Origin of the sequence: Gramella sp. MAR_2010_147, assembly GCF_900105135.1 — a bacterium.
Taxonomy (GTDB): Bacteria; Bacteroidota; Bacteroidia; order Flavobacteriales; family Flavobacteriaceae; genus Christiangramia.
Window position 1 is genome coordinate 3,093,293 of sequence record NZ_LT629741.1, and the last position, 25,324, is coordinate 3,118,616.

A 25,324-nucleotide genomic window follows, 5' to 3' on the forward strand; every position below is an offset into this window, starting at 1 on the left:
TAAAATGAACGACGGATTATATGCTAAATTCCACACCTCAAAAGGAGAGATCCTGGTAGAGTTGGAATACGAAAAAACTCCTGGAACTGTAGGTAACTTCGTGGGTCTTGCAGAAGGGAAAATAGAAAACGAACCAAAGGATGATGGAGTTCCTTATTATGACGGATTAAAATTTCACCGTGTGATTCCAGATTTTATGGTACAGGGTGGAGATCCTCAGGGAACCGGAGCTGGTGGTCCTGGTTACCAGTTTGATGATGAGATTCATCCAGATCTAAAACATGATGCCCCGGGTAAACTTTCTATGGCTAATGCAGGACCTGGAACCAATGGGAGTCAGTTTTTTATTACTCATGTGGAGACGCCGTGGCTCGATGGAAAACATACGGTCTTCGGAAATGTGGTCGAGGGGCAGGAGATAGTTGATAAGATTCAGCAGGGTGATAAGCTTGAAAAAGTGGAAATCATCCGCGAAGGAAGTGATGCTGAAAACTTTAAAGCTACGGAAGCCTTTCAGGATTTTACTGCTGAAAAGACTAAAAGAGAGGAAGAAGAAAAAAAGAAAGCTGAAGCTGAAGTAGAAAAATTAGCCGCTGGTTTTCAGAAAACCGATAGTGGGCTGCGTTACCAGATCGTCCAAAAAGGGGATGGAATAAAAGCAGAAAAGGGGAAAACTGTTTCTGTACATTACAAAGGTCAGCTGGCTGACGGGACTGTCTTTGATTCTTCATATAAAAGAAACAAACCTCTGGAATTTCCAATAGGAGTAGGGCATGTGATCCCGGGATGGGATGAAGGTATACAGCTTCTTAATGTTGGGGATAAAGCAAGATTGGTAATTCCTTCTCATCTCGCTTATGGAGAAAGAGGTGCAGGCGGAGTGATCCCTCCAAATGCTGTACTTATTTTTGATGTGGAATTGATGGCTGTGAAGTAAATTTGACTGTCGTCTAAGAGCTAAACATATTTATAATATAATGATAAAACGCGCTGAACTTTCACCGCGTTTTTTTATTTTTAAGAATGACTACAAAAGATTTGGAAGAGCTGGAATTGCTGAAATATCCTATAGGGAAATTTGATAATCCTCAGAGTATTTCTTCAGAGGATATTCAAAGATGGATCACAGATATTAGTGAATTGCCGGAAAAACTGAATAAAAAAGTAAGACCGCTTTCGAAAGAACAATTAGATACGCCATATAGGCCAGAAGGCTGGACGGTGAAACAATTAGTGCATCATATTGCCGATAGCCATATGAACGCTTTGCTTCGCTTTAAATGGGCAATGACCGAAGATGAACCCACGATTAAGGCATATGATGAAAAAGGCTTCGCTCAGTTATATGACTCTCGTTTAGCGCCGGTGGAAATCTCACTGGACTTTATAACTGCGCTGCACGGAAAATGGACGATCTTACTGGAAAATATGAGTGTTTCAGATTTTGAAAAGACTTTTGTTCATCCTGCTACAGGCCATAGATATACTTTAAAAGAAAGTCTGGGAAATTATTCCTGGCATAGCAGACACCATTATGCTCATCTAAATAATCTAATAATAAAAAAAGGCTGGTAACCTACCAGCCTTTTTTATTCATATAGTCATTTGGAGTGCAAGTCAAAAGATATTCAAAGATCTTTTAATTGTGATCGATATAGCTCTGCACAAACAATTCCCCGAAATATTATTTATTAAGTTCAGGTTGCGCAGTGGTTCTTAAATAAGGCTTTACAACTTTATAACCTTTCGGGAACATCTTATCTGCCTCTTCATTGCTTACCGAGGGACTTATAACCACATCTTCGCCATGTTTCCAGTTTGCAGGAGTCGCAACTTTATTATACGCAGTTAGCTGAAGCGAATCTATTACCCGTAATAATTCATCAAAATTTCTACCTGTGCTTGCAGGATAGGTAAGGGTCATTTTAATGCTTTTATCAGGTGCTATGACAAATACAGATCTTACAGTAAGGGTGTCGTCTGCATTGGGATGAATCATCCCATAAAGATCAGATACTTTTCGGTCCTCATCTGCAATAATGGGGAAATTAACCGTGGTATTTTGAGTCTCATTAATGTCCTTTATCCAACCTTCGTGAGATTTCAATCCATCCACACTTAGCGCCATCACTTTTACATCACGTTTATCAAATTTAGCTTTATAATTGGCTACGGTCCCTAATTCGGTCGTGCACACAGGCGTATAATCGGCCGGATGGGAGAAAAGAATTCCCCAGCTACCACCAAGATAATCATGGAAATTGATTTTTCCTTCCGAAGTTTCGGCATCAAAGTTCGGGGCTTTGTCTCCTAATTTCAAATCACTCATAATCAATATGTTTTTGTTTCGTATTAATAACCTATTAAATCTATAGGTTTATAAAATCAAAGAAAATAAATTCCCAAAAATGAAAGATACAGTTAAATTATTCCTTCCATTTTATATTACACCCGATACTGGGTTTTTGATCTTCAGCCACCTTTCGGTTATTTAAAATAGCATCCATAGCTTCTCTAAGATCACGGCCATTAGGATGAATTCCGTTTCCAGGCCTACTGTCATCCAACTGTCCTCGGTAAATTAATTTTAATTCATCATCAAAAAGGTAAAAATCGGGCGTACATGCTGCGTCGTAAGCTTTGGCAATTTCCTGGGTACCATCAAACAGGTATGGGAAAGAGTATTGATGTTTTGCAGCATGCTCTTTCATCTTTTCGGGGCTATCCTGCGGATAATTTTTAATGTCATTACTCATAATTCCTGCAAAGCCAAAGCCTAATTGCCGGTACTCATTGGCAATACGTACAATTTCTTCGTTCACATGTTTTACAAAGGGACAGTGATTGCAAATAAACATGATTAAAGTTCCGCGTTCACCTTTTACTTCATCCAGCGTCATAAGATGATCTGTAATGGTATCCATTAATTTAAAATTGGGAGCTTTGGTTCCCAGCCTAATCATATTTGAAGCGGTACGTGACATCTTTTTTCTTAAAATTAATTATTAATGATGAATATTCTCTATTTTGACCTTCTTAAAATTTCAAGATGGAAGAAATTAATTGGAGCGACTTTGAAAAAGTAGGAATGCGGGTAGGTACTATTACTAAGGTGGAAGAGTTTCCAGAGGCCAGAGACCCAGCTTATAAAATGACTATAGATTTTGGAGAGGAAATCGGCGAGAAGCGATCTTCTGCTCAAATCACAAGAAGATATACGAGAGAAGAATTGCCCGGTAGACAAATTATTGCAGTGATCAATTTTCCTGTAAAACGAATTGCCGGATTTAAAAGTGAATGTCTGGTTCTTGGTGTGCTTGGCGAAAATAAGGATGTGGTATTACTTTCACCCGATCAAAAAATGCCAAACGGATCAAAAATAGCTTAAAATATTTCTACTTTAAAAGTATGAGGCACACTAAAAATTTCAAAAATTTTAGTGTGCCGATACTAAACCATAATCTGGTGTTTATACAATACGGTATTCATTCTTACGATTCCCTGTCTTGATTTCTCTACGTGGCTGAACCTATTTCTGCTACAGTATCTCTTAAATGATTAAACCTAAGACAGGAAATGAGATGATACTACATCTCGTCCCCAAAGAAAATAGCGTTCATCAGTAATTTATTGGTTCCATACCAAAACGCTCTAAAATTTGTATTATCTGTGAACAGCATTACTTCACCACGTCCCAGACTTTTATGTTTGAAAGGCACCGTTCTGGCTATAGAATCCAGGTTTGGTTTACTAATATACCCGCTTAGTAAAGGCTTTTCGGTATATTGGATAGGGTTATTGTAGCTCTGCTCGTCTGCCTCCATAAATATGGTAGTATTTCTGAAAATCGCTATTTTATTGTCTTTATATCCAAAAGCGATTGGATGACTCCTGTCCAGTTCTACTTCAAAAATAGCACCTCCTATCACCTGAGCGCCTCGAAAATCACCTCGTTCTCCAAAGCTGATATCCTCAGCGGTCATCTTATTTTCCTTAGTCTTGAATTCTATAAACTTATGCTTCTTCATCCAGTTTACGGCATTTCTATAGGCGATAATAGTTCCACCATTTTTGATCCAGTCTTTTAATTTAGGAACAAATTCATCACCAATTCCGCCACCCCAGGAGTTTGGAAGGATAATATCTGTATATCTGCTTAGATCTGCTCTGGAAAGGTCACTAACATCCAGTTTTGTGATCTTCATGTTGTATCGCTGATCGAATAAATGCCATATTTCTCCGGCATCATATGAAGTAATGGACTCTCCCACAACCATCGCCACTTTTTGTGGTTTTACTGCTCTAAATTGATTGCTACCTAAATTAATACCTTTAGTCATCCCGGTTGGAATAGCTGAAATTTTAACGCCGCTTTCTTTCGAGATCTCTTTTAGAAAATCGTGTAGTTCAGTTTTTTTCATTTTCTGGTTCTGAACCGGGATCATTATGGTACCATAGCCATAATTTTTTCCTTCCAGCCAGAAATCTTCCATAGCTACTTTTGCTCGAATATCTTTTTCTAAAATGCTATTTAGAGCTTTTGGAGCCATATAATTCTTCCAGTTCAGTAAATAGGCATAATCACTTTCTTCTGGTAGTTCTGGAGAAGGCATATTGAGCTCTTCAATCTTATTGCCTGCATTTTTCATGGAAGCATCTTCGGTGAAATCGAGGTTGAAGGCCAATGGAAATGTCCAGGCAGAAATATCGTAGAAAAGACTGTCTCTAAACTGAGTTCTTTTTTCGAACATAGCCTTTAGTAACCTATGCTGGCGTTGATCTTTAGGTACGATATAAGCTGAACCTTTTTCAAAATCATCATTATCCTGACTAAAGTCACTACCAAGCTCATATACTTCTATTTTATGTCTTTTTAGGATCTCTGCTAACTTGTAAGCGCTCACTGGGTCCATGGAATTCCCGAATGCATAAGCTCCAGATTCAGAAGAATCACGAGCTTCCTTAAAAAAGTTACGCTGGTAGTCCAGAAGCTCTGTTCTCATATGTTGAGAAGCTTCCAGCGTTGAAAGCGCTGCGGTAAATTGATTTCTGATTGTGAATGGAAAAGTAAGGATGCCATTTTCAGTCTCCTGGGCATGTCCTCTGGAACTTCCCTGCTCAAACAAAATTCCTACACTCCCATTGATATCGGGAAAAGTAGAACCTTTTCCATAATAAAAATCGTCATAATTTTCTTCGGTGTAATAAAGTGAACCAATTTCATCAAGTGCTTCGGCGTGATATGTGCCTATTTCTCTGGTGAGATCCTGGTTCATTTTTGGCGTTAATGGGTGTGTTCTTGATGGAATTCCCGGCTGAAAAAAGAATGTGGAATTTGATCCCATTTCATGGTGATCTGTTAGAATGTTTGGATACCACTTATGAAATGTGGCAATTCTCGCCTGAGATTCTGGTAATTGTACAGGCAACCAGTCGCGGTTCATATCAAACCAGTAGTGATTTGTTCTTCCTCCCGGCCATACTTCGCTGTATTCACGATCCTGAGGATCTGGATTTATGTTTTCACTCTTATTGGTATTTGCCCAGTAAGCGAATCTCTGTAAACCATCCGGGTTAAATGACGGATCAAGTAAGATTACTGTATTTTCCAATACTTCTTCGATTTTATCTCCCTGAGCAGCAGCCAGGTAATAAGCATATAATAAGGCGGCGTTAGAGCCACTGGCTTCATTTCCATGAATGGAAAAACCCTGGTTGATCACGATGGGCATTTCTCCAGTATTTAGAGATTCAGAGTCCCTTTCAACAAGGGAAACGTGTTTTTTTCTGATGTTTTCAATATTCGCCAGGTTCTCTTCGGAAGAGATGGTAAGTAAGACCAGCGGCCTTCCTTCGTAGGTAGTACCGCGATTTTCTATTTGAATTCTTGGAGAGACCTCTGCCAGTTTGTTCATGTACATTAAAAGTCTATCATGACTCACATGCCATTCTCCCGGGATAAAACCAATGACTTCCTGCGGAGTGGGGATTTCTGAATTATATGAAATATCTGAAGGGAGATAGTAGTCCAGGGTGACTTCTGCATCCTGAGCCTGAACAATTAAAAATGAAAATAAGAAGAGTAAACTTGTAGTGATTCGCATGGATTTGGTTTTGGAAAAATCTAAGATAAAAAAAACCGTCCTGAAATGGGACGGTTTTATAAAACTGAAAGTAATTTTTTTAGATATCGTCAAAACTTACATCGGTAAATTTCTCAGCTGCAGAAGATGTAGCGGTAGAATTCTTCTCACTGTTATCATCTTCATATTCTTTTTTGAAATCTTTTTGATGACGTTCGCTAATTACTTCTTCACCTTTTTCGTTGATGATATAGTTTGTCATTTCTTCAAGGATCTCTCTAAAACCATCAAAATCTTCTTTGTAAAGGTAGATCTTGTGTTTTTTGTAGTAGAAAGAGCCATCGTCATTAGTGAACTTCTTACTTTCTGTAATTGTAAGATAATAATCATCAGCCCGAGTGGATCTTACATCAAAAAAGTAAGTTCTTCTTCCCGCTCGTAAAACTTTAGAGAATATTTCTTCTTTCTCCATCATTCCCTTGTCGCTCATAAAATAGATTCTTTAATAGGTTTGTTATTGTCGAGTTCAAAAATCTAAAAATTTTTAACATCTAACAAAAAATTTTCACATTTCTTTTTCATTTAGCTGTTTTGCATACAGTTCTTTGTAATAACCGTCGGTATTCATCAACTTTTCATGAGTGCCCTCCTGTACAATTTGCCCATCTTCAAGAATAATGATTTTATCAGCATTTTTAGCTGAAGAGATTCTATGACTTACTATAATGGTGGTTTTATCTTTTGATATTTGAAAGAGGTTGTTGAGAATTTCCTCTTCGGTTTCGGTATCTACTGCGGAAAGACAGTCGTCAAAAAGCAAAATTTCAGGTTCATGTATAATTGCTCTTGCAATGGAAACACGCTGTTTCTGTCCACCCGAAAGAGTGATTCCGCGCTCACCCAAAACAGTATCATATCCTTTGCTGAATCCCATAATGTTTTTATGAACGGAAGCATTTTTTGCGGCTTTGATGATCTCGTCTTCAGTAGCCTCTGTTTTTCCAAATTTGATATTATTGCGAATACTATCGCTAAACAGGAATGCATCTTGCGGAACATAACCAATACTTTGTCGTAGACTCTCAAGGTTAAGTTCCTGGTTATTACGACCGTCAATTAGGATTTCTCCCTGATCTATATCGTAAAGTCTGCCAATAAGTTCAAGGATCGTAGATTTTCCAGAACCAGTTTTACCAATGATCGCCAGGGTTTGTCCCTTTTTCACATCAAAAGAAATGTTCTTTAAAGCGGTAATATTGGTGTCGTCATAGGTAAAAGTGACATTTTTGAAAGCAATATCTCCTTTTATTGTATCTGGCTCTGCCTTTGGATTGGTTATTTCAGGTTTTTCACTTAAGAATTCATTGATACGCTCCTGGGAAGCATCTGCCTGCTGAACCAGGGATGTCACCCAGCCTATAGATGCAACAGGCCATGTAAGCATGTTTACGTACAAAATGAATTCCACCAGTACATCTATATTGGCTATTTGCCCTGAAATAAGTTGTCTTCCGCCAATATAGATCACGATAATATTACTAATCCCTATCAACAATATCATTAAAGGAAAAAAGAAGGCCTGCACTTTTACAAGATCAATATTCTTATCCCGGCTTCCGTTGGATAACTGGGTAAAGTTATGATTGGTTTGAGGTTCGATTCCATAGGATTTAATTACTGCGATTCCACTGAAACTCTCCTGTGTAAACGTATTTAGTTTTGATAAATATTGCTGAACCACCGTACTTCTCTTATGTATGGCTACACTTAATTTATAAATTGAAAATGCAAGGATGGGTAAAGGAATAACCGTGTACAGGGTAAGTTCTGGAGCGGCCTGGATCATGAATATAAGTACAACTACAGTAGAAGTAAAGGTGGTGACACTATACATGATAGCAGGACCAAGATATAATCGTACTTTAGAAACATCTTCACTAATCCTGTTCATCAGGTCGCCGGTCCTGTTCTTTTTATAGAAGTTGAGAGAAAGATCCTGGTAATGTTCAAAAACTTCATTTTTAAGGTCGTATTCCATATGTCTTGACACCACAATAAAAGTTTGTCGCATCAAAAAAGTGAAAAATGCAGCTATTAAGGTAGTCCCCACAATAAGTGCAATATTATAGGCCAGTTCACTTTTTACTACTGCAATATCTGTAATCTCACCACTGATATATTTTTCAATGATCACGGTACTTTTACCAATTAGTGGAATGTAATAAATGGCGAAAATCCTGGCGGCGATCGTAATCACTAAGCCAATAAGTAATTTCCATTTGTATTTGTTAAAATATTTATTGAGATGCTGAAGGTTTTTCATTCAGGATATTTAGCTTTGTTTGAGGATTCTGTAATTTAACAGGTTTTAAATCACCTCTTTTTAAAATATTATTATTTTTGCAGCAGATTTTTGATCAAATTCAAAATCTGAATAATTTAAAAATCAACAAATTATGCAAGTTGACGTTCTAAATGCAAATGAACTAAAAAAGTCTGCTCCGGTATTCGGACAGGTGTCGTTTGATGAACACGAGCAAATCGTTTTTTGCAACGACAAAGATACAGGTTTAAAGGCAATTATTGGTATTCATAACACGGTTTTAGGTCCTGCTTTAGGTGGTACCAGAATGTGGAATTATACCAGTGAATGGGAAGCTGTAAACGATGTTTTGCGCTTATCACGAGGAATGACTTTTAAAAGTGCCATTACAGGATTAAATCTTGGTGGAGGAAAAGCTGTAATCATTGGCGATGCCAAAACAGAAAAAACTCCGGCACTCATGAGGAGATTTGGTGAATTTGTACATTCTTTAGGAGGCAAATATATCACTGCGGAAGATGTTGGAATGGAAACTTCAGATATGGATACGGTACGCGAGGTAACTCCTTATGTTACCGGGATCTCAGAATCTAAAGGTGGAGCAGGAAATCCATCCCCAATTACCGCCTACGGAGTATTTATGGGATTGAAAGCTTCCGCTAAATTCAAATATGGATCTGATGATCTTGAAGGTAAGAAAGTCCTCGTTCAGGGAATTGGTCATGTTGGCGAAACACTTGTAGAATACCTTTCTGGCGAAGGAGCTATCGTTTATCTAACAGATATCAATGAAGAACGTCTTGAAGAGGTAAGCAAAAAATATGGATCTCATATTTTTAGAGATGGAGATATTTACGGTGCAGATATGGATATTTATGCACCATGTGCTCTTGGAGCAACAATAAATGACGATACCATAAAAAGACTTAAAGTAGATATCATTGCTGGTGCTGCAAACAATCAGTTGGCAGATGAGGTTGCTCATGGTGAGATCCTTCAGAAAAAAGGTATTGTATACGCCCCGGATTTTCTAATTAATGCCGGCGGAATTATAAATGTTTATGCAGAGCTTGAAAATTACGACAGGCAGGAAATTATGCGTAAGACAGAAAATATCTATAATACTACATTGAGAATCCTTGAAAAAGCTTCCAAAGATGATATTACCACTCACTTCGCTGCTTTGCAAATCGCAAAACAAAGAATTGAGGACAGAAAAAATCAAAATTTAAATTAGTCAGTTCTAATTAATTGATATTTTTGCAGGGCGAAAGAGAAAATCTTTCGCCCTTTCTAATTTCTAAAAGTTCTTTTACAATTATGTTGACAAGAAGACATATCAGGGTTAAAGTAATGCAATCACTATACGCTTTTAACCAAAGCCAGAATGACAACCTTGCCACCGAAGAAAAATTCCTCCTGAAAAGTATGCAGGAGATGTATGATCTATTCTTACTTCAAATTAGTTTGATCACAGAGATAAGAGAACATGCAGAAACCTATTTAGAAAAATCACAGCAAAAACATTTAGCGACCAGCGAAGAAAAAGATCCTAACAGGAAATTTGTAGATAATCAGGTCTTCCATATTCTCAATGAGAATGAAAGTATTCAGAATGCGCTGGAAAAGCATAAGATCAATCAATGGAAACAGGATGATGAATATGTTGCGATCATTTGGAATGAGCTAAGAAATAGTCTTGCATACCAGGAGTACATGGAAACACGTGAGACGAGTTTTAAAGAAGATAAAGATTTCATTATTCATATTTTTAAAGAAATCATTGCGCCAAACGATAAGCTTTACGAGTACCTGGAAGACAAAAAACTAACCTGGGTAGATGATCTTCCTTTAGTAAATACGGCTATCCTGAAATTTCTTCAGAAAATAAAAGAATCAACCGGTAGAGATAAAAAGATCACTCAGCTTTTTAAAAATGAAGAAGATAAAGAGTTTGCTATAAAACTTTTCAGAAAGACCTATCTGAATGATGAAGATCTTTCCGAAGAAATGCTTGGAAAAACACCCAACTGGGATAAAGACAGAATTGCAGAAGTAGATATGGTACTTATCAAGATGGCGATTTGCGAATTTTTGAAATTTACCAGCATCCCTGTTAAAGTTACCATTAATGAATACCTGGAGATTGCAAAGGAATATAGTACTCCCAAAAGCAGTATTTTTATCAATGGTGTTTTAGATAAACTTTCTAAAGAATACCAAACGGAAGACAAGCTAAATAAAACTGGTAGAGGTCTTATGTAGTAAAGATTTTTTATTATTTTTATCAATTAGAAATTAAACAAAATAACTTCACCATGAAAAAAACAATTTTAATGTTTGCAGCAGTAGGGGCGATGCTGTTCACCGGATGTAAAGATAATGCCTCAGAGAAGGTAAAAGCAGAAAACGTTGAAGCATCTGCTGAACGTGATGCTAAAGAAACGGTATATCCGGAAATCACTTTTGAAGAAACAGAATTTGATTTTGGAAATATCGCCAAAGGTACTAATGTAGAGCATGTGTTTAAGTTTACAAATACAGGAGATGCTCCTTTAGTAATTACCAATGCATCCAGTTCTTGTGGTTGTACTGTACCAACGTATCCTAAAAACGAAACGATCTCTCCTGGAGAATCCAGCGAAATGTTAGTTAAGTTTAACGGGTCTGGTAACGGGCAGGTTACTAAAACAGTGACTGTATCTGCAAATACAGAATCAGGAAAAGAACAAATTAAAATCAAAGCTTTTGTAGAAGCTGACGAAAACGCTAGCTAAAAGCATATATGGATCAATTAACGCAGTTTGCACCAATTATTTTAATGTTTGTGGTGGTGTATTTTTTTATGATACGCCCGCAAATGAAAAAAGCTAAACAGGAAAAAAGTTTTGCCGCCGAACTTAAAAAAGGAGATCGGGTTATTACCAAAAGTGGTATGCATGGTAAAATTGTTGATTTCAGCGAAAAAAATAATTCGGTGATAATTGAAACCGGCGCAGGAAAAATAACATTTGACAGGTCTTCGATTTCTATGGAAATGAGTCAGAAATTGAATGAACCGGCAAAACCTGCCAAGGAAAAAAAGAAGTAATACAATACTTTAAATAGTGAAAAAAAGCAGCTAGAAATAGCTGCTTTTTTTATTTTAACAATTCTTGTATTTATCATGCAAGCCAACACCATTCTTAATCATAGGTGTGATCTTAGATATACGGCTTAATTTGGTGGCCTCTCTCTTAGCCTGTGAAATATAATCGGCATATTCCCGCTGTTTTCCCGGAGTGAGTTTTTTAAAACTTTTTTCAAGATCATTGTCGCTTTTAAAAGCTGCAGTTAGTTCTTGGGGCATTACCAGTTTCTTTTTAGGAACCGGTTTTATTTCTTTTCCTTCTCGCTGATTCTGAATGGCTTCCTTTATATAGGGCAATAGAACTGAATTTTTAATTTCTTCTTTCTTTTCAAACCGAATCTGTCGAAGTGCTTTGGTCTTACCCTCCTGGGCATTTACCAACATTGCGGTATTCTCTTTCAATAAAGCGCCATTAAAAAACCAGATCCCGAAGTGATTTTTAAAAGCTCCTAATCCAACCACATTTTTACCTTCTAAAGTATAGACAGGGGCACCCCATTTGATTTCAGATTTTAAATCTGTAGTCATAATAAGTTCATGAAGCTGTCTCAGCTCATTTTCCCATTTAGAATGAACAGCGATATATTCTTCAGCATTTTTTACGGCCATGGTTTAAAATTTATTCCTCGTATTTCTTAGCGGTTAGTTCTGCTAATTTAACGATAACTTCTGCGGCTTTTTGCATACTCTCTACAGGAACGTATTCATATTTACCGTGAAAATTATGTCCGCCCGCAAAAATATTGGGGCAGGGGAGTCCCATAAAGCTTAATTGTGCACCATCCGTTCCGCCTCTAATTGGTTTAAGGATTGGTTTTACGTCTACCTGCTCCATCGCCTCCTTTGCAAGATCTACAATATGCATCACGGGCTCTACTTTTTCACGCATATTGAAATACTGATCCCTGATCTCAATGTGGATACAGTCTCTTTCATATTGAGAGCAGATATCGCTAACCAGGTGCTGCATCATTTCTTTTCGAGCCTCAAAATGTGTTTTGTCGTGATCACGGATTATATATTCCAGGACAGTTTCTTCAACATCCCCTTTAATACTGCTCAAATGAAAGAATCCCTGGCGATCTTCTGTATGTTCGGGGGTTTCCAGTCTTGGCAGGGAATTGATAAAGTCCTGGGCGATATACATGCTATTAATCATTTTATCTTTCGCATATCCCGGATGTACGCTTTTTCCAAAAATCTTGACAACTGCGCTTGCTGCGTTAAAGTTTTCATACTCCAGTTCACCTATCTGGCTGCCATCCATCGTATAGGCCCATTCAGCGCCAAACTTTTCTACATCAAATTTATGCGCTCCACGTCCAATTTCTTCATCAGGAGTAAAACAGATCCTTATTTTTCCATGAGGGATTTCGGGATTATCTACCAGATATTCCATTGCAGTCATGATCTCTGTAATTCCCGCCTTATCATCTGCTCCTAAAAGTGTAGTCCCGTCGGTCGTAATTATCGTCTGCCCCTTATATTGTTCAAGATCATCAAAATAGTCTGGAGAAAGGACGATATCTTTTTCGGCATTGAGAACAATATCCTTTCCATCATAATTTTCAATAATTTGAGGATTTACATTAGTTCCCGAAAAATCTGGAGTAGTATCAAAATGAGAAACAAAACCAATTACCGGAACCTTGTGCGGGACATTTGCAGGCAGCGCTGCCATTACGTAGGCATGTTCATCAATGCTTACATCCTGAAGACCTATTTCCTTTAATTCTTCTACTAATTTATTAGCCAGGTTCCATTGCTTTTCTGTGCTCGGTGTGGAATCACTATTGGCGTCACTTTGTGTATCGATCTTTACATAACTGATGAATCTATCAATTATATGCTGTTTATTAGTCATTGGGTTAGGTTTAGGTCAAAAATACATATATAGAGTGCTGCTTCAAAACCTTTTAAGTTTTCATATAGTTTTTTACTTATTCATTCTATTTTTGCAGAAAACCTCTGGTAATGTATAAATCACTTATAAGACCTGCACTTTTTAAATTTGATCCTGAAGAGATCCATTATTTCACATTTAATTTTTTAAGAAAGTTTTGTAAGATTCCGGGGGCAACTTCTTTCTTGAGATCTAAATTCCAGGTGGAAGATCCAAGGCTGGAAAGGGAAGTCTTTGGATTGAAATTTAAAAATCCTGTTGGGCTTGCCGCAGGTTTTGATAAGGATGCCAGATTATACCATGAATTATCTTCTTTAGGTTTCGGATTTATTGAAGTGGGAACGGTAACCCCAAAGCCACAAGCCGGGAATGAGAAAAGACGATTATTCAGACTAAAGGCAGATTCTGCTATTATCAATCGCATGGGTTTTAATAATCACGGTGTGGAAGAAATGGTGGAGCGCCTAAAAAAAAATGAAAATATACTTATTGGGGGGAATATTGGTAAAAATAAGGTAACCCCAAATGAGAAGGCAAAGGATGATTATTTATTCAGTTTTGAAGCTTTATTTAATCATGTGAATTATTTCGTAGTAAATGTGAGTTCACCAAATACGCCAAACCTCAGGGAGCTTCAGGATAAAGAACCTTTAAAAGATCTTTTGAATACGCTTCAGAAAAAGAACGAGCAAAAGCCAAATCCTAAACCAATATTATTAAAAATCGCCCCGGATCTTACTGATGATCAATTGCTGGATATCATCGAGATTATTCAGGAAACCAGGATTGCCGGAGTGATCGCGACAAATACCACAATTTCCAGAGAAGGACTGAAGTCTGAAAATAAAAATGAAACGGGCGGACTAAGTGGAAAACCTCTTACCAGAAGGTCTACTGAAGTGATAAGATTCCTGTCTCAAAAAAGTAACAAAGCTTTTCCAATTATTGGCGTAGGAGGAATTCATACTGCAGCCGATGCTATTGAGAAACTTGAAGCAGGAGCGAGCTTAATTCAGCTTTACACAGGATTTATTTATGAAGGACCAGCCCTTGTCAAGGCGATCAATCAAAAGATTTTAGAGAAAGGACTTTAATATTATGCTGGATCAGCTTATTCCTTTTTTAACGGCCTCTATTCTTCTTACTTTTTCTCCAGGACCCGATATTATATATGTGTTGGTGAGATCTATCACCTACGGTTATAGACAGGGAATTGTTACGGCACTAGGTTTAGTAAGCGGAATTTTGATACATACCAGTTTGCTGGCTTTTGGTGTTTCAGCAATCATTAAGCAATCTGAAGATGTCTTCCTTTTTATAAAAATACTTGGAGCTTTATATCTGTTTTACCTGGCCTATCAGGTCTATAAAAGCGATCCTGAAATTGCTTTTTCTTCGGAAGGAATTAGCGATAAAAGTATGTTCAGCTTATTTAAACAGGGATTTATTATGAACGTACTGAACCCAAAAGTGGGGATATTCTTTTTGGCATTTTTTCCCGGATTTCTTTGGGAGCCGAACGGGAACACGGTCATACAATTCTATATTTTAGGAGCCGTTTTTATGCTACAGGCACTACTCATTTTCAGCAGCGTAGCAGTACTTGCTGATAAAATTTCAGTTTATATAAAATCCCATCCAGGATCTGGAGTATTTTTAAAATGGATGCAGGTGGTGATCTTTATACTCATCGCTGTTCTAATTCTTCTTTAAAAATTAAAGATTCAGTATCATTATTTCTGAAATTCCGGGTTGAAATTTATTATTATCAATAAATCGATATTCTTTTTCAATTTTCCCTAAAATGCTATCTTTGGGCATATGGGTAAAGTGAAGCTTATCGAGTGTCCCAGAGATGCGATGCAGGGAATCCGGGATTTTATTCCTACAGAAAAAAAAGTACAATATATTCAGTCGCTTCTACGCTGCGGGTTTGATACTATAGATTTTGGAAGTTTCGTATCTCCCAAAGCGATTCCGCAGATGGTAGATACTGCAGAAGTACTTTCCAGGCTGGATCTTTCAAAAACTGAGAGTAAACTTCTGGCAATAGTAGCCAATACCCGTGGAGCTGAAGATGCTTCAGAATTTTCTGAAATAGATTATTTAGGCTATCCATTTTCAATTTCTGAAAACTTCCAGATGCGTAATACGCATAAAACAATAGCCCAATCTGTTGAGATTTTAGAGGAAATTCTAAATATCGCCGATGCTTCCGGGAAGGAAGTAGTTGCCTATTTAAGTATGGGATTCGGAAATCCATATGGAGATCCCTGGAATGTGGAAATAGTAGGGGAGTGGACAGAAAAACTTTCGGCGATGGGAGTTAAAATTCTGTCCTTGTCTGATACCGTTGGAACTTCTACTCCAGAGATCATTGATTACCTGTTTTCCAATCTCATCCCAAAATATCCAAATATCGAGTTTGGTGCACATTTGCATACTACACCATCCAAATGGCACGAGAAAGTAGATGCCGCTTTTAAGGCTGGTTGTTATAGATTTGATGGTGCTATCCAGGGCTTTGGAGGTTGCCCTATGGCTAAGGATGAACTTACAGGTAATATGCCTTCAGAAAAGATGCTTTCTTATTTCAATGCTGCAAAAGAGGATACAAACGTGAAAATGACCAGTTTTGAATCGTCTTATAATGAAGCTTCCAAAATTTTTAATGCTTACCATTAGTATTCAAAGAAAATATATCTAAAACGTCTTTCTGAATTTATTTCAGAATCCTTGCTCTATTAACTTTAGAAAATCCTGAAGCAAGTGTAGAATGAGTTTATTTGTCAGGAATAGTGTTCGTCTAAAATTCTCAGATTTACATTTTCTAAAGATCATATTTCATCTTTCTACGATGGGAACTGAGTAAATTAAAGGTAAATTCTTTGCTAGAACTCGGTTAAACCGCAACTCAGAATCTATTGTTTAAGTTCTGATTTCCAGCTATTCTTAGGTTTATTATTAATTGTATTTATTGTTTTAAAAACAACTATTGAGAAAAGTTATTTAAAATTAATCTAAATAAACTTGCCGTAGCCAAAACGGGTTTTTATATTTGCCGGCGAATATTATTTTAAACCAGTCTAAATAAAGAGATATGAAAAAGCTGTTATTTTCAGCAGTATTAGCGGGAGCAACTTTAGTATCCTGTTCATCAGATGATGATGCACTTAACCCGGAAGGAGAAAACAATATAAATACTCCTGCAACTTATAATTTTGAAAGAGACAATAGTTCAACTGTAGATTATAATGGTCAGACAACCAGACTTCAAATGTCTGCTGAACTTCTTTCTAATTTTAATGATTTTGATAATGCAACAGAAGATTTGTTGTTGAATATGTTTGCCAATGAGAATGCTCCATTTGAAAACGCAAGCCTAAATGAATCTTCTAAAAGTGTGAAATCTAAAGTTGCAGCTTCAAACTTGTATTTCTCAACCAATGCGGTTGAAAGCACAGAAATTAAGAATGATTTTGAGTCTTATATTTCAGGGCAAATGACTACAGTAAAGTCAAATAAAGATCAGCTTGCAGAAGCTGGTATGGCAGGGCAGATCGCTGATGGTGATGGAGTACGTTATGTAAATGAAAAAGGTTTGGAGTTTAACCAGGCATTTGCGAAAGGATTAATTGGTGCGTTGTTAATAGACCAGACTTTAAATAATTACCTGTCTCAAGCTGTACTGGACGAAGGTGACAATATAGCTAACAATGATGCTGAAATCACTGAAGATGGTAAGGTTTACACCACGATGGAGCATAAATGGGATGAAGCTTACGGATATGTTTATGGAGATCCTTCAATTCCAGCGGCAGATCCTAATTCAGTTTTAAATGAAAGCGATGACCGTCTTTTATTCAATTATCTGGGACGTGTAGATGCTGATGAAGATTTTGCCGGAATTGCTGAAGAAACTTTTGAAGCTTTCAAAACAGGTAGGGCTGCGATCGTTGCTGGAAATTATACAAAACGAGATGAGCAGGTTGCTGTTATTCGTGAGAATCTTTCTAAAGTGATCGCTATACGAGCCGTACATTATTTACAGGGAGGTAAAGCTGCATTAGCTGAGGGAAATATGGGCAGTGCCTTCCATGAACTTTCTGAAGGATTTGGATTTATCTATAGCCTTAGGTTTACGCATGATCCATCAACAGGAGCTCCGTATATTTCAAAAGCTCAAACTGATTCGTTTAAAGAACAATTATTGTCAGGAAATGGTTTCTGGGATGTTACCCCTGAAACACTGGATGCAATTTCAGAGGAAATTGCTACAGCATTCGGTTTTTCCGTAGACGAAGCATAATTAAAGAAGATAATTAGCCGGAGCTGGAAGTTTCTTCCGCTCCGGTTTTTAAAATTTATAACTATGAAGATTTCGAGAATTTTATTATTAGTGTGTCTTGTTTTTGCAGCCTGTTCTACAGAAGATGATGGAGGGGATACCGGTGGTGGAAACGCAACAGATGCTTTTGATCGTGGTGAAATGCTGGCTAACTGGGCAGATAATATTATTCTTCCTTCATATGAAGATTTTTCTACAAAAACTCAGAGGCTAGAGGAATTAGCCCAGGCTTTTGTAGATAATCCTGGAAATAGTGAATTAACAGCGCTTAGAGCGCAATTTGAGCTTTCTTACAAATCTTTCCAGAGTGTATCTATGTTTGATATTGGTAAGGCAGAAGAATTGAATTACAGAAGTTTTTTAAATACATACCCGCTTAACGCATCAGATGTAGAGTCTAAAGTAGAAGCTGGTAGTTATAACTTTGAGCTACCGTCAAGTTATGATGAACAGGGTTTTCCGGCCCTGGATTATCTATTGTACGGTTTGGGTTCTACAAAAGAATCGATACTGACAAAATATACTACAGATGCCAACGCAGAGAATTATAAGGCTTATCTTCTGGATGTAACTAAGCGAATCAACGCTCTTACTACTGAGGTTACCAATTCCTGGCAGGGTGATTACAGGGATACTTTTGTAAATAATACCAGCTCATCAAGTACAGGTTCTGTAGATCGTTTGACAAATAAATATGTAATGTATTTTGAAAAATTCTTGCGTTCCGGAAAAATTGGTTTCCCTTCTGGTGCCATTACAGGAGCGCCTTCACCAATCAATGTGGAAGCATATTACGCTGAAGACTTTTCTAAAGAGCTTTATTTGGAGGCCTTGAAAAGCAGTAAAGATTTTTTCACAGGAAAGTATTTTGGAAGTAGTGAAACTGGAAAAAGTTATCAGGCATATTTAGAAGCACTGGATAGAGAGGAACTTTCGAGTGATATTTTATCACAATTCAATACTATAAGCTCGATGTCTGGAGATCTTGATACAAGTCTTAGAAATCAGGTAGAAACCAATAATACATTAATGCTAGAGGTTCATGATGAATTACAAAAGGAAGTAGTATTGCTAAAATTAGATATGCTGCAGGCGCTTTCTATTAGTGTGGATTATGTAGATTCAGACGGAGATTAGTCTGTTTAAATGAATTTTTCGATCTCAAAATATCTGAATACCTATACCGAAGCAGCACCGCTTGCGGTTTTTAGAATAGGATTTGGAATTATGATGTTTGCTAGTATCATTAGATTCTGGCTTAACGGATGGATTGAAAAACTTTATATAACTCCAAAATTTCATTTTAGTTATTACAATTTTGAATGGGTGAAACCGCTTGGCGATTTCACCTATTTACTTTTTATAGTATGTGGTCTTGCCGCACTTTTCGTAGCATTGGGTTATAAATACCGCATAGCGATCATTACTTTTTTCCTGAGTTTTACTTACATCGAGCTCATGGATAAGACCACCTATCTTAACCATTATTATTTTATAAGCATCCTTAGTTTTTTGCTTGTCTTTTTACCTGCAAATGCCTATTTCTCCCTGGATGCCTGGAAAAATCCAGCTAAAACTTTCCAAAAGATACCAAAATGGAGTATAGATTCAATTAAACTTTTACTCGCTATTGTTTACTTCTACGCAGGTCTGGCAAAGCTTAATTCAGACTGGCTGTTTAGAGCAATGCCTTTAAAGATCTGGCTTCCTTCAAAATATGATCTTCCTTTTTTGGGAGATCTTATGCAACAGGAATGGGTGGCTTATGCATTTAGCTGGAGTGGGATGCTCTACGATCTCTTTATCCCGTTTTTATTGCTCTATAGTAGAACTCGATTTATGGCATTTCTGGCCGTGATCGTATTCCATATAATGACACGCGTTTTATTCCCCATTGGGATGTTTCCTTATATTATGATCGTGAGCGCACTTATATTCTTTAGCCCGAAAGTGCATCATCAAATTCTGAATAAAATTTCATCCTGGCTTAGCATCAATAAAACGAGATTTGACAATAATAGACTGCTTTTTAAAGAACCTGCCAGGAGAAAGCTTCTTGTCTCGGTGGTAAGTGTATTTTTTATCATTCAATTATTATTTCCATGGAGGTATTTACTATATCCTGGAGAATTATTCTGGACCGAAGAAGGTTTCAGGTTTTCCTGGAGAGTCATGTTGATGGAAAAAGCCGGATATGCCGAATTCAAGGTCGTTGATGCTGAAACAGGAAAACGTTTTTATGTAGATAATTCAGATTTTCTTACTCCATTTCAGGAGAAGCAAATGTCTTTTCAACCAGATTTTATTTTAGAGTATGCCCATTTCCTGGCAGATCATTTCCGTAAAGATGGACATAGGAATATTGAAATTTATGTAGATAGTTATGTAGGGCTTAATGGGAGAAAAAGTACTCCTTATATAAGTCCCGATGTTAATTTGCTTAATTTCGCCGATTCGTTTAAACACAAAACATACATTTTACCCTTCGAAGATGAAATTAAAGGTCTTTAGTATATTTTTCTTTTTTTGCCTGTTTACGAATGCTCAGAATTCGCTAAGCGGTATAGTGACTTCCTCAGAAACCGGTGAGCCTGTTCCCAATGCAGAAATATGGAATAAGACTACTGGAAAATTGACCGTGGCCAACGTAAATGGTGAGTTTGAAGTAAGGGAATTGAAAGAGGGTACCTATATTTTTGCTGTTTTTAGCTATGAGTTTGAAATTCTGGAAAAGGAAATAGCGGTGACACAGAATACTACAGCAAATTTTCAATTATCACCTCTTGCTGAAAGTTTGAGCGAGGTAATGATCACCAATAGAAGGGAGCAGCTTTTTGCCCTGCGTAAACTTAGAAAAGTTGAAGGCACGGCCATATATGCGGGTAAAAAAAGCGAGGTGGTTTTACTGGATAAAGTTTCCGGGAATCTGGCTGCAAATAATGCCAGGCAGATCTATAGTCAGGTAGTTGGTTTAAATATTTATGACAATGGCGACGCCGGACTTCAGCTAAATATTGGAGGTCGAGGCCTGGATCCCAACAGAACTCAAAATTTCAATACCCGCCAGAATGGCTATGATATTTCCGCTGATGTTTTAGGGTATCCTGAAAGTTATTATACTCCGCCGCCGGAAGCATTGAGAGAAATTCAGGTAGTGCGTGGTGCGGCATCCTTACAATATGGAACTCAGTTTGGAGGACTTATCAATTTCAAATTTAAAGAACCTGTGCCAGATAAGAAGATCGAATTGATCTCAAGACAATCTGTTGGCTCGTATGATATGTTCACTAGCTTTAATAGTTTGAGTGGAACCGTAGGAAAGTTTAGTTATTATACCTATTATAATTACAAGGGAGGAAAGGGATTTCGACCAAATTCAGAATACGACTCTCATAATGCATTTGCGCATTTAGGCTGGAAATTCAATGATAAAACCAATATAAGTTTTGAATATACCTATCTGGATTATCTGGCGCAGCAGCCGGGGGGGTTAACCGATAGTCAGTTTTATGAAGATCCTGATTTCAGCAATCGCGAACGCAACTGGTTTGATGTAAACTGGAATCTTTTTGCACTGAAACTGGAACATGAATTAACTGAGAAAACAGATATTAGTTTAAATGTTTTCGGCTTAAATGCAAGCAGGAAGGCTGTAGGTTTTAGACAGAACAGGGTAGCTTTAGCTGATGATCCTGAGGAACCGCGAGAATTGCTGGTCGATGATTTTTCCAATTGGGGTGCAGAAGCAAGAATTCTTACCCGATATAATTTGTTTGAGGAGGAATCAGTTTTATTATTAGGAAGCAAATATTACCAGGCATTTAATGAACAGCAACAGGGCCCGGGAAGTGCTTCTGCAGGTCCGGATTTTGAGTTTGCTGCAGCAGATTTTCCAAATTATGAGAGACAATCCCAATTTGATTTTCCAAATAAGAATCTCGCTTTTTTTGGAGAAAACATTTTTAATATTACCAATAACTTTTCAGTAACACCGGGTTTTAGATTTGAATATATCAATACGGAAGCAGATGGTTTTTATAAGAATATCATCAATGATAATGCTGGAAATACCTTGTTGAATGAAACATTGAATGATGATCGTAAATTCAATAGAAGTTTTATTCTTTTAGGAGTTGGTAGTAGTTATAATCTCAATCCTTCAAACGAACTTTACGCTAATTTTTCTCAGAATTACCGGTCGGTTACTTTTAACGATATTCGTGTGGTAAACCCTAGTTTTCAGGTGGATCCAGATATCAATGATGAAGAGGGTTTCACTTCCGATGTAGGAGTTAGAGGGAGATTAAAGGACTATCTTTCTTACGATCTAAGTATTTTTGGTTTGAGGTATAATGATAGGATTGGAGAGACCTTAAAGCCGGAAGAACGAGTAAATGCAGCCGGAGAAACAGAAGAAACAGGCAGGCTAGTTCGGTTTAGAGGAAATATCGGGGATGCTTTTATTTATGGTTTGGAAACTTTTGCTGAATGGAATTTAAGAAATTCATTTTTCAGTGCTGCAGAAGACTATAAGTTGAATGTTTTTGTAAATGCCGCATTCACCAAATCTGAATATATAGCTTCAGAAGAAGTAAATGTGAAAGGAAATGAAGTAGAGTTTATTCCTGCGGTAAATTTAAAGACCGGACTTAATTTTGGGTATAAGAACTTTCTCAGCGGTATACAATATACTTATTTAAGTAAGCAGTTTACCGATGCTACAAATGCACCTCAGGTGAGAACAGAAAATAACAGGGGTATTGAAGGAGCTGTACCCGCTTATGGAATTTTAGATTTTTCGGCGTCTTATAGTTTAGGAAAGTTTAAACTGGAAGCGGGAATTAATAACTTACTTGATAATTCGTACTTCACCCGAAGAGCCACAGGATATCCGGGGCCGGGAATTATTCCAGCGCAGCCAATAACCTGGTACACAACCCTGCAGGTAAAACTTTAAAGTTACGCTGTAGCTTGTGGCGCCCAGTGATTGCATAACATTCCCGGAGCGGCTTTCTGAGGATTTGCACAGGTGGGCGATTCGTATCTGCTACAATTAAGGCAGTTTGGCTCATTCTTTATGGCAGCTTTCATTTTAAAGCTATCGCAGGTATGCTGATATCCCACACTGGTTTCGTGCTTTGTGCAAAAATTATTTTTGAATCGTTCACAATTCATACAGCTGTTTCCTAATCTAATACTCATGATCTTCCTGATTTTGATTTAATTAAAGTTACAAACGGAGTCTTTAAGAAACAATATAAATAGCTATATGTCAGTTGTTTATTTATTCTAGTCTGCCAGAAACTTGTTTAACAGATTATTGTTGCAATAAAATAAATGACATTTAAAGTTTATCTTCTCTTAACACATAAAAGCCTAGTTTTCTCACATATTAGCCTTACATTTGCATGCAATTAAATCCTTAATTGCAATGACAGCACACGATTCAAAAATACTTGGTGACGGACTTACCTATGACGATGTACTACTAGTACCGGCTTATTCTGAAGTTCTTCCAAGAGAAGTAAGTATTCAATCCAGTTTTACACGTAATATTTCCATCAATGTTCCTATCGTTTCCGCAGCGATGGATACCGTTACAGAGTCTCGAATGGCGATCGCCATGGCGAGGGAAGGTGGTATTGGTGTTCTTCATAAAAATATGAGTATCGAGCAGCAGGCTTTAAAAGTTCGTAAAGTGAAGCGTGCTGAAAGCGGAATGATTATAGATCCCGTAACACTACCAATTTCTGCAAAGGTAAGAGACGCGAAGGAGTCTATGAAAGAACATAGTATTGGCGGAATTCCTATTGTAGATAAAAATGGTAAACTTTTAGGGATTGTAACTAATAGAGATCTAAGATTTGAAAAGAATCTTAATCGTCCTATCCAGGAGGTGATGACGTCAGAAAACCTCGTAACCGTTGCAGAGGGAACTTCTCTGGATGACGCAGAGGATATTCTCCAGGAAAATAAAATTGAAAAACTTCCTGTAGTAAATAATGACGATAAACTGGTAGGTTTAATAACCTTTAGAGATATTACCAAGCTAACGCAAAAACCAATGGCTAATAAAGATAGCTATGGCCGTCTGCGTGTCGCAGCTGCAGTAGGAGTGACTGGTGATGCGGTAGAGCGTGCGGAAGCGCTGGTGAATGCAGGAGTAGATGCGATCATTATAGATACGGCTCATGGACATACTAAAGGAGTGGTTCAGGTGTTACACGAGGTTAAGAAGAAATTTCCAGATTTAGAAGTAGTGGTTGGAAATATCGCTACTGGTGATGCTGCAAAATATCTTGTTGATGCTGGTGCAGATGCGGTAAAAGTAGGAATAGGTCCAGGTTCTATTTGTACCACCCGTGTTGTAGCAGGTGTTGGATTTCCTCAATTCTCTGCGGTACTGGAAGTGGCTGCTGCTATCAAGGGGAGTGGTGTTCCTGTAATTGCAGATGGTGGGATTCGATATACCGGAGATATCCCAAAAGCGATAGCAGCCGGAGCAGACTGCGTGATGTTAGGTTCGTTACTTGCAGGAACTAAAGAATCCCCGGGTGAAACGATCATCTATGAAGGGCGTAAATTTAAGTCTTACAGAGGAATGGGATCTGTAGAAGCGATGGAAAAAGGTTCTAAAGACAGATATTTTCAGGATGTAGAAGATGATATCAAAAAACTGGTGCCAGAAGGTATCGTAGGGCGTGTACCTTATAAAGGTGATCTGGAAGAAAGCATTCATCAATTTATTGGTGGATTAAAAGCCGGAATGGGCTATTGTGGTGCTAAAGATGTAGAAACACTTAAAGAAACAGGTAAATTTGTTAGAATTACCGCAGCTGGTGTACATGAAAGTCACCCTCATGATGTTACGATCACTAAAGAATCTCCAAATTATAGTAGATAATAGATTGTATTATAAAATAAAAAAAGCCCTGAATTTTCAGGGCTTTTTTTTGTATGATAGTTTGGCTTTAATTTTCAACCGTATTTTCTGTTGCTGGTTTTGGCTCTTTAGGCTCTATTCCTAATTTATCCATCACCTTTAATGTAATATCGTCTTCAGGTCTTGAAAAAGCAAGACCGCTAGCAGAAGAAAGAAATATTTGTGTAAAATTTTCCTCTTCAATTACCTGTTGCATAGCTACATCTATTTTTCCGTATAAAGGTCCGGTTAATTCGTTACGTCTCACCTGCATCATTACAGAGGCTTTTTGACGAAAACCTTTTATATCATTTTCCAGTTCAATGATCTTGCTCTCTTTTTCTTTTCTCTCTTCTTCCTCAAGTCCCTCGCTGGTATTCTGGTAATCTTTTACTAAGGTCTCGTATTCCTCAATGTTCTGTTTAAGTTCACCCTGAAGCTCTGTATTGTATGCTTCTATATTCTTATTTACTTCGGTATTCTCAGGCATCTGAGATAAAATGTATTCGGCATTAATAGTCCCGATCTTAGATTGTGCATTTGCTGAGAATGCAATAAACAATAGCAGCATTCCTAAAATTACTCGTTTCATCTTTTGTTGTTTTTTCGCAAATA

The 25,324-nt window shown here is 37.4% G+C and carries 24 protein-coding genes; 15 read left to right on the top strand and 9 right to left on the bottom strand.

The features are described from left to right. Positions 1 to 4 precede the first annotated feature (4 nt). Complete coding sequence (locus tag BLT95_RS13925; RefSeq protein WP_089666743.1) at positions 5 to 937, top strand: peptidylprolyl isomerase; 933 nt, start codon at positions 5 to 7, stop codon at positions 935 to 937. 86 nt (positions 938 to 1,023) lie between these two features. Further along, complete coding sequence (locus BLT95_RS13930) at positions 1,024 to 1,575, top strand: YfiT family bacillithiol transferase (protein WP_089666744.1); 552 nt, start codon at positions 1,024 to 1,026, stop codon at positions 1,573 to 1,575. A 109-nt stretch (positions 1,576 to 1,684) separates the two neighbouring features. On the opposite strand, the gene BLT95_RS13935 is transcribed toward BLT95_RS13930, so the two are convergent. Both BLT95_RS13935 and BLT95_RS13940 read right to left on the bottom strand, forming a co-directional pair. After that, positions 1,685 to 2,329 carry a peroxiredoxin gene (locus BLT95_RS13935; RefSeq protein ID WP_089666745.1) on the bottom strand — a complete coding sequence of 215 codons (645 nt, stop codon included), beginning with the start codon at positions 2,327 to 2,329 and terminating at the stop codon, positions 1,685 to 1,687. A gap of 97 nt (positions 2,330 to 2,426) precedes the next feature. Further along, positions 2,427 to 2,984, bottom strand: a complete 558-nt coding sequence (locus BLT95_RS13940) for a thioredoxin family protein (RefSeq protein ID WP_089666746.1) — start codon at positions 2,982 to 2,984, stop codon at positions 2,427 to 2,429. Positions 2,985 to 3,049: 65 nt separating this feature from the next. On the opposite strand from BLT95_RS13940, the gene BLT95_RS13945 reads away from it, so the two are divergent. Further along, positions 3,050 to 3,388 carry a tRNA-binding protein gene (locus BLT95_RS13945; protein WP_089666747.1) on the top strand — a complete coding sequence of 113 codons (339 nt, stop codon included), beginning with the start codon at positions 3,050 to 3,052 and terminating at the stop codon, positions 3,386 to 3,388. 199 nt (positions 3,389 to 3,587) lie between these two features. Here the strand turns inward: BLT95_RS13945 and BLT95_RS13950 are convergent, their stop codons facing one another. The 3 genes from BLT95_RS13950 to BLT95_RS13960 all read right to left on the bottom strand — a co-directional run bounded on the left by BLT95_RS13950 (position 3,588) and on the right by BLT95_RS13960 (position 8,406). Further along, positions 3,588 to 6,104: a M14 family metallopeptidase gene (locus BLT95_RS13950; RefSeq protein WP_089666748.1), complete on the bottom strand. Its 2,517-nt coding sequence runs from the start codon at positions 6,102 to 6,104 to the stop codon at positions 3,588 to 3,590. A gap of 79 nt (positions 6,105 to 6,183) precedes the next feature. Then, complete coding sequence (locus BLT95_RS13955; protein ID WP_089666749.1) at positions 6,184 to 6,573, bottom strand: PUR family DNA/RNA-binding protein; 390 nt, start codon at positions 6,571 to 6,573, stop codon at positions 6,184 to 6,186. A gap of 75 nt (positions 6,574 to 6,648) precedes the next feature. Beyond that, positions 6,649 to 8,406 carry an ABC transporter ATP-binding protein gene (locus tag BLT95_RS13960; RefSeq protein ID WP_089666750.1) on the bottom strand — a complete coding sequence of 586 codons (1,758 nt, stop codon included), beginning with the start codon at positions 8,404 to 8,406 and terminating at the stop codon, positions 6,649 to 6,651. 133 nt (positions 8,407 to 8,539) lie between these two features. Here BLT95_RS13960 and BLT95_RS13965 point away from each other — a divergent pair, with 133 nt between their 5' ends. From BLT95_RS13965 to yajC, 4 genes are all read left to right on the top strand, one after another. Further along, positions 8,540 to 9,643 carry a Glu/Leu/Phe/Val dehydrogenase gene (locus BLT95_RS13965; protein ID WP_089666751.1) on the top strand — a complete coding sequence of 368 codons (1,104 nt, stop codon included), beginning with the start codon at positions 8,540 to 8,542 and terminating at the stop codon, positions 9,641 to 9,643. An 83-nt stretch (positions 9,644 to 9,726) separates the two neighbouring features. After that, positions 9,727 to 10,671 carry a transcription antitermination factor NusB gene (gene nusB, locus BLT95_RS13970; RefSeq protein WP_089666939.1) on the top strand — a complete coding sequence of 315 codons (945 nt, stop codon included), beginning with the start codon at positions 9,727 to 9,729 and terminating at the stop codon, positions 10,669 to 10,671. A gap of 53 nt (positions 10,672 to 10,724) precedes the next feature. Continuing rightward, entirely contained in the window at positions 10,725 to 11,183 is a 459-nt protein-coding gene (locus BLT95_RS13975; RefSeq protein WP_089666752.1) for a DUF1573 domain-containing protein, read from the top strand. 8 nt (positions 11,184 to 11,191) lie between these two features. Next, the gene (gene yajC, locus BLT95_RS13980) at positions 11,192 to 11,497 is read left to right on the top strand and encodes a preprotein translocase subunit YajC (protein WP_089666753.1); all 306 of its coding nucleotides are present in this window, start codon (positions 11,192 to 11,194) and stop codon (positions 11,495 to 11,497) included. 54 nt (positions 11,498 to 11,551) lie between these two features. On the opposite strand, the gene BLT95_RS13985 is transcribed toward yajC, so the two are convergent. After that, positions 11,552 to 12,145, bottom strand: coding sequence for a DUF1801 domain-containing protein (locus BLT95_RS13985; protein WP_089666754.1), 594 nt, complete (start codon positions 12,143 to 12,145; stop codon positions 11,552 to 11,554). A gap of 10 nt (positions 12,146 to 12,155) precedes the next feature. Next, positions 12,156 to 13,400 (bottom strand): peptidase T, encoded by a 1,245-nt coding sequence (gene pepT / locus BLT95_RS13990; RefSeq protein WP_089666755.1) that lies wholly within the window; start codon positions 13,398 to 13,400, stop codon positions 12,156 to 12,158. Positions 13,401 to 13,510: 110 nt separating this feature from the next. Between pepT and BLT95_RS13995 the strand changes: the two genes are divergently transcribed. From BLT95_RS13995 to BLT95_RS14025, 7 genes are all read left to right on the top strand, one after another. Further along, positions 13,511 to 14,533, top strand: a complete 1,023-nt coding sequence (locus tag BLT95_RS13995; protein WP_089666756.1) for a quinone-dependent dihydroorotate dehydrogenase — start codon at positions 13,511 to 13,513, stop codon at positions 14,531 to 14,533. A 4-nt stretch (positions 14,534 to 14,537) separates the two neighbouring features. Further along, positions 14,538 to 15,152, top strand: a complete 615-nt coding sequence (locus BLT95_RS14000) for a LysE family translocator (protein WP_089666757.1) — start codon at positions 14,538 to 14,540, stop codon at positions 15,150 to 15,152. A 108-nt stretch (positions 15,153 to 15,260) separates the two neighbouring features. Continuing rightward, positions 15,261 to 16,124, top strand: a complete 864-nt coding sequence (locus BLT95_RS14005; protein WP_089666758.1) for a hydroxymethylglutaryl-CoA lyase — start codon at positions 15,261 to 15,263, stop codon at positions 16,122 to 16,124. A gap of 415 nt (positions 16,125 to 16,539) precedes the next feature. Next, a complete protein-coding gene (locus tag BLT95_RS14010; RefSeq protein WP_089666759.1) occupies positions 16,540 to 17,748 on the top strand; it encodes a DUF4856 domain-containing protein in 1,209 nt (402 codons plus the stop codon). A 63-nt stretch (positions 17,749 to 17,811) separates the two neighbouring features. Further along, positions 17,812 to 18,924: an imelysin family protein gene (locus BLT95_RS14015; protein ID WP_089666760.1), complete on the top strand. Its 1,113-nt coding sequence runs from the start codon at positions 17,812 to 17,814 to the stop codon at positions 18,922 to 18,924. Between the two features lie 9 nt (positions 18,925 to 18,933). Beyond that, entirely contained in the window at positions 18,934 to 20,298 is a 1,365-nt protein-coding gene (locus BLT95_RS14020; protein WP_089666761.1) for an HTTM domain-containing protein, read from the top strand. Then, a complete protein-coding gene (locus tag BLT95_RS14025; RefSeq protein WP_089666762.1) occupies positions 20,279 to 22,744 on the top strand; it encodes a TonB-dependent receptor in 2,466 nt (821 codons plus the stop codon). The genes BLT95_RS14020 and BLT95_RS14025 overlap by 20 nt, the downstream gene beginning before the upstream one ends. Before the next feature lie 2 nt (positions 22,745 to 22,746). On the opposite strand, the gene BLT95_RS14030 is transcribed toward BLT95_RS14025, so the two are convergent. After that, entirely contained in the window at positions 22,747 to 22,989 is a 243-nt protein-coding gene (locus BLT95_RS14030) for a hypothetical protein (protein ID WP_089666763.1), read from the bottom strand. A gap of 229 nt (positions 22,990 to 23,218) precedes the next feature. Here BLT95_RS14030 and guaB point away from each other — a divergent pair, with 229 nt between their 5' ends. Continuing rightward, positions 23,219 to 24,691: an IMP dehydrogenase gene (gene guaB / locus BLT95_RS14035; protein ID WP_089666764.1), complete on the top strand. Its 1,473-nt coding sequence runs from the start codon at positions 23,219 to 23,221 to the stop codon at positions 24,689 to 24,691. Positions 24,692 to 24,758: 67 nt separating this feature from the next. Here the strand turns inward: guaB and BLT95_RS14040 are convergent, their stop codons facing one another. After that, positions 24,759 to 25,301, bottom strand: a complete 543-nt coding sequence (locus BLT95_RS14040) for an OmpH family outer membrane protein (protein WP_089666765.1) — start codon at positions 25,299 to 25,301, stop codon at positions 24,759 to 24,761. Between the last annotated feature and the right edge of the window lie 23 nt (positions 25,302 to 25,324).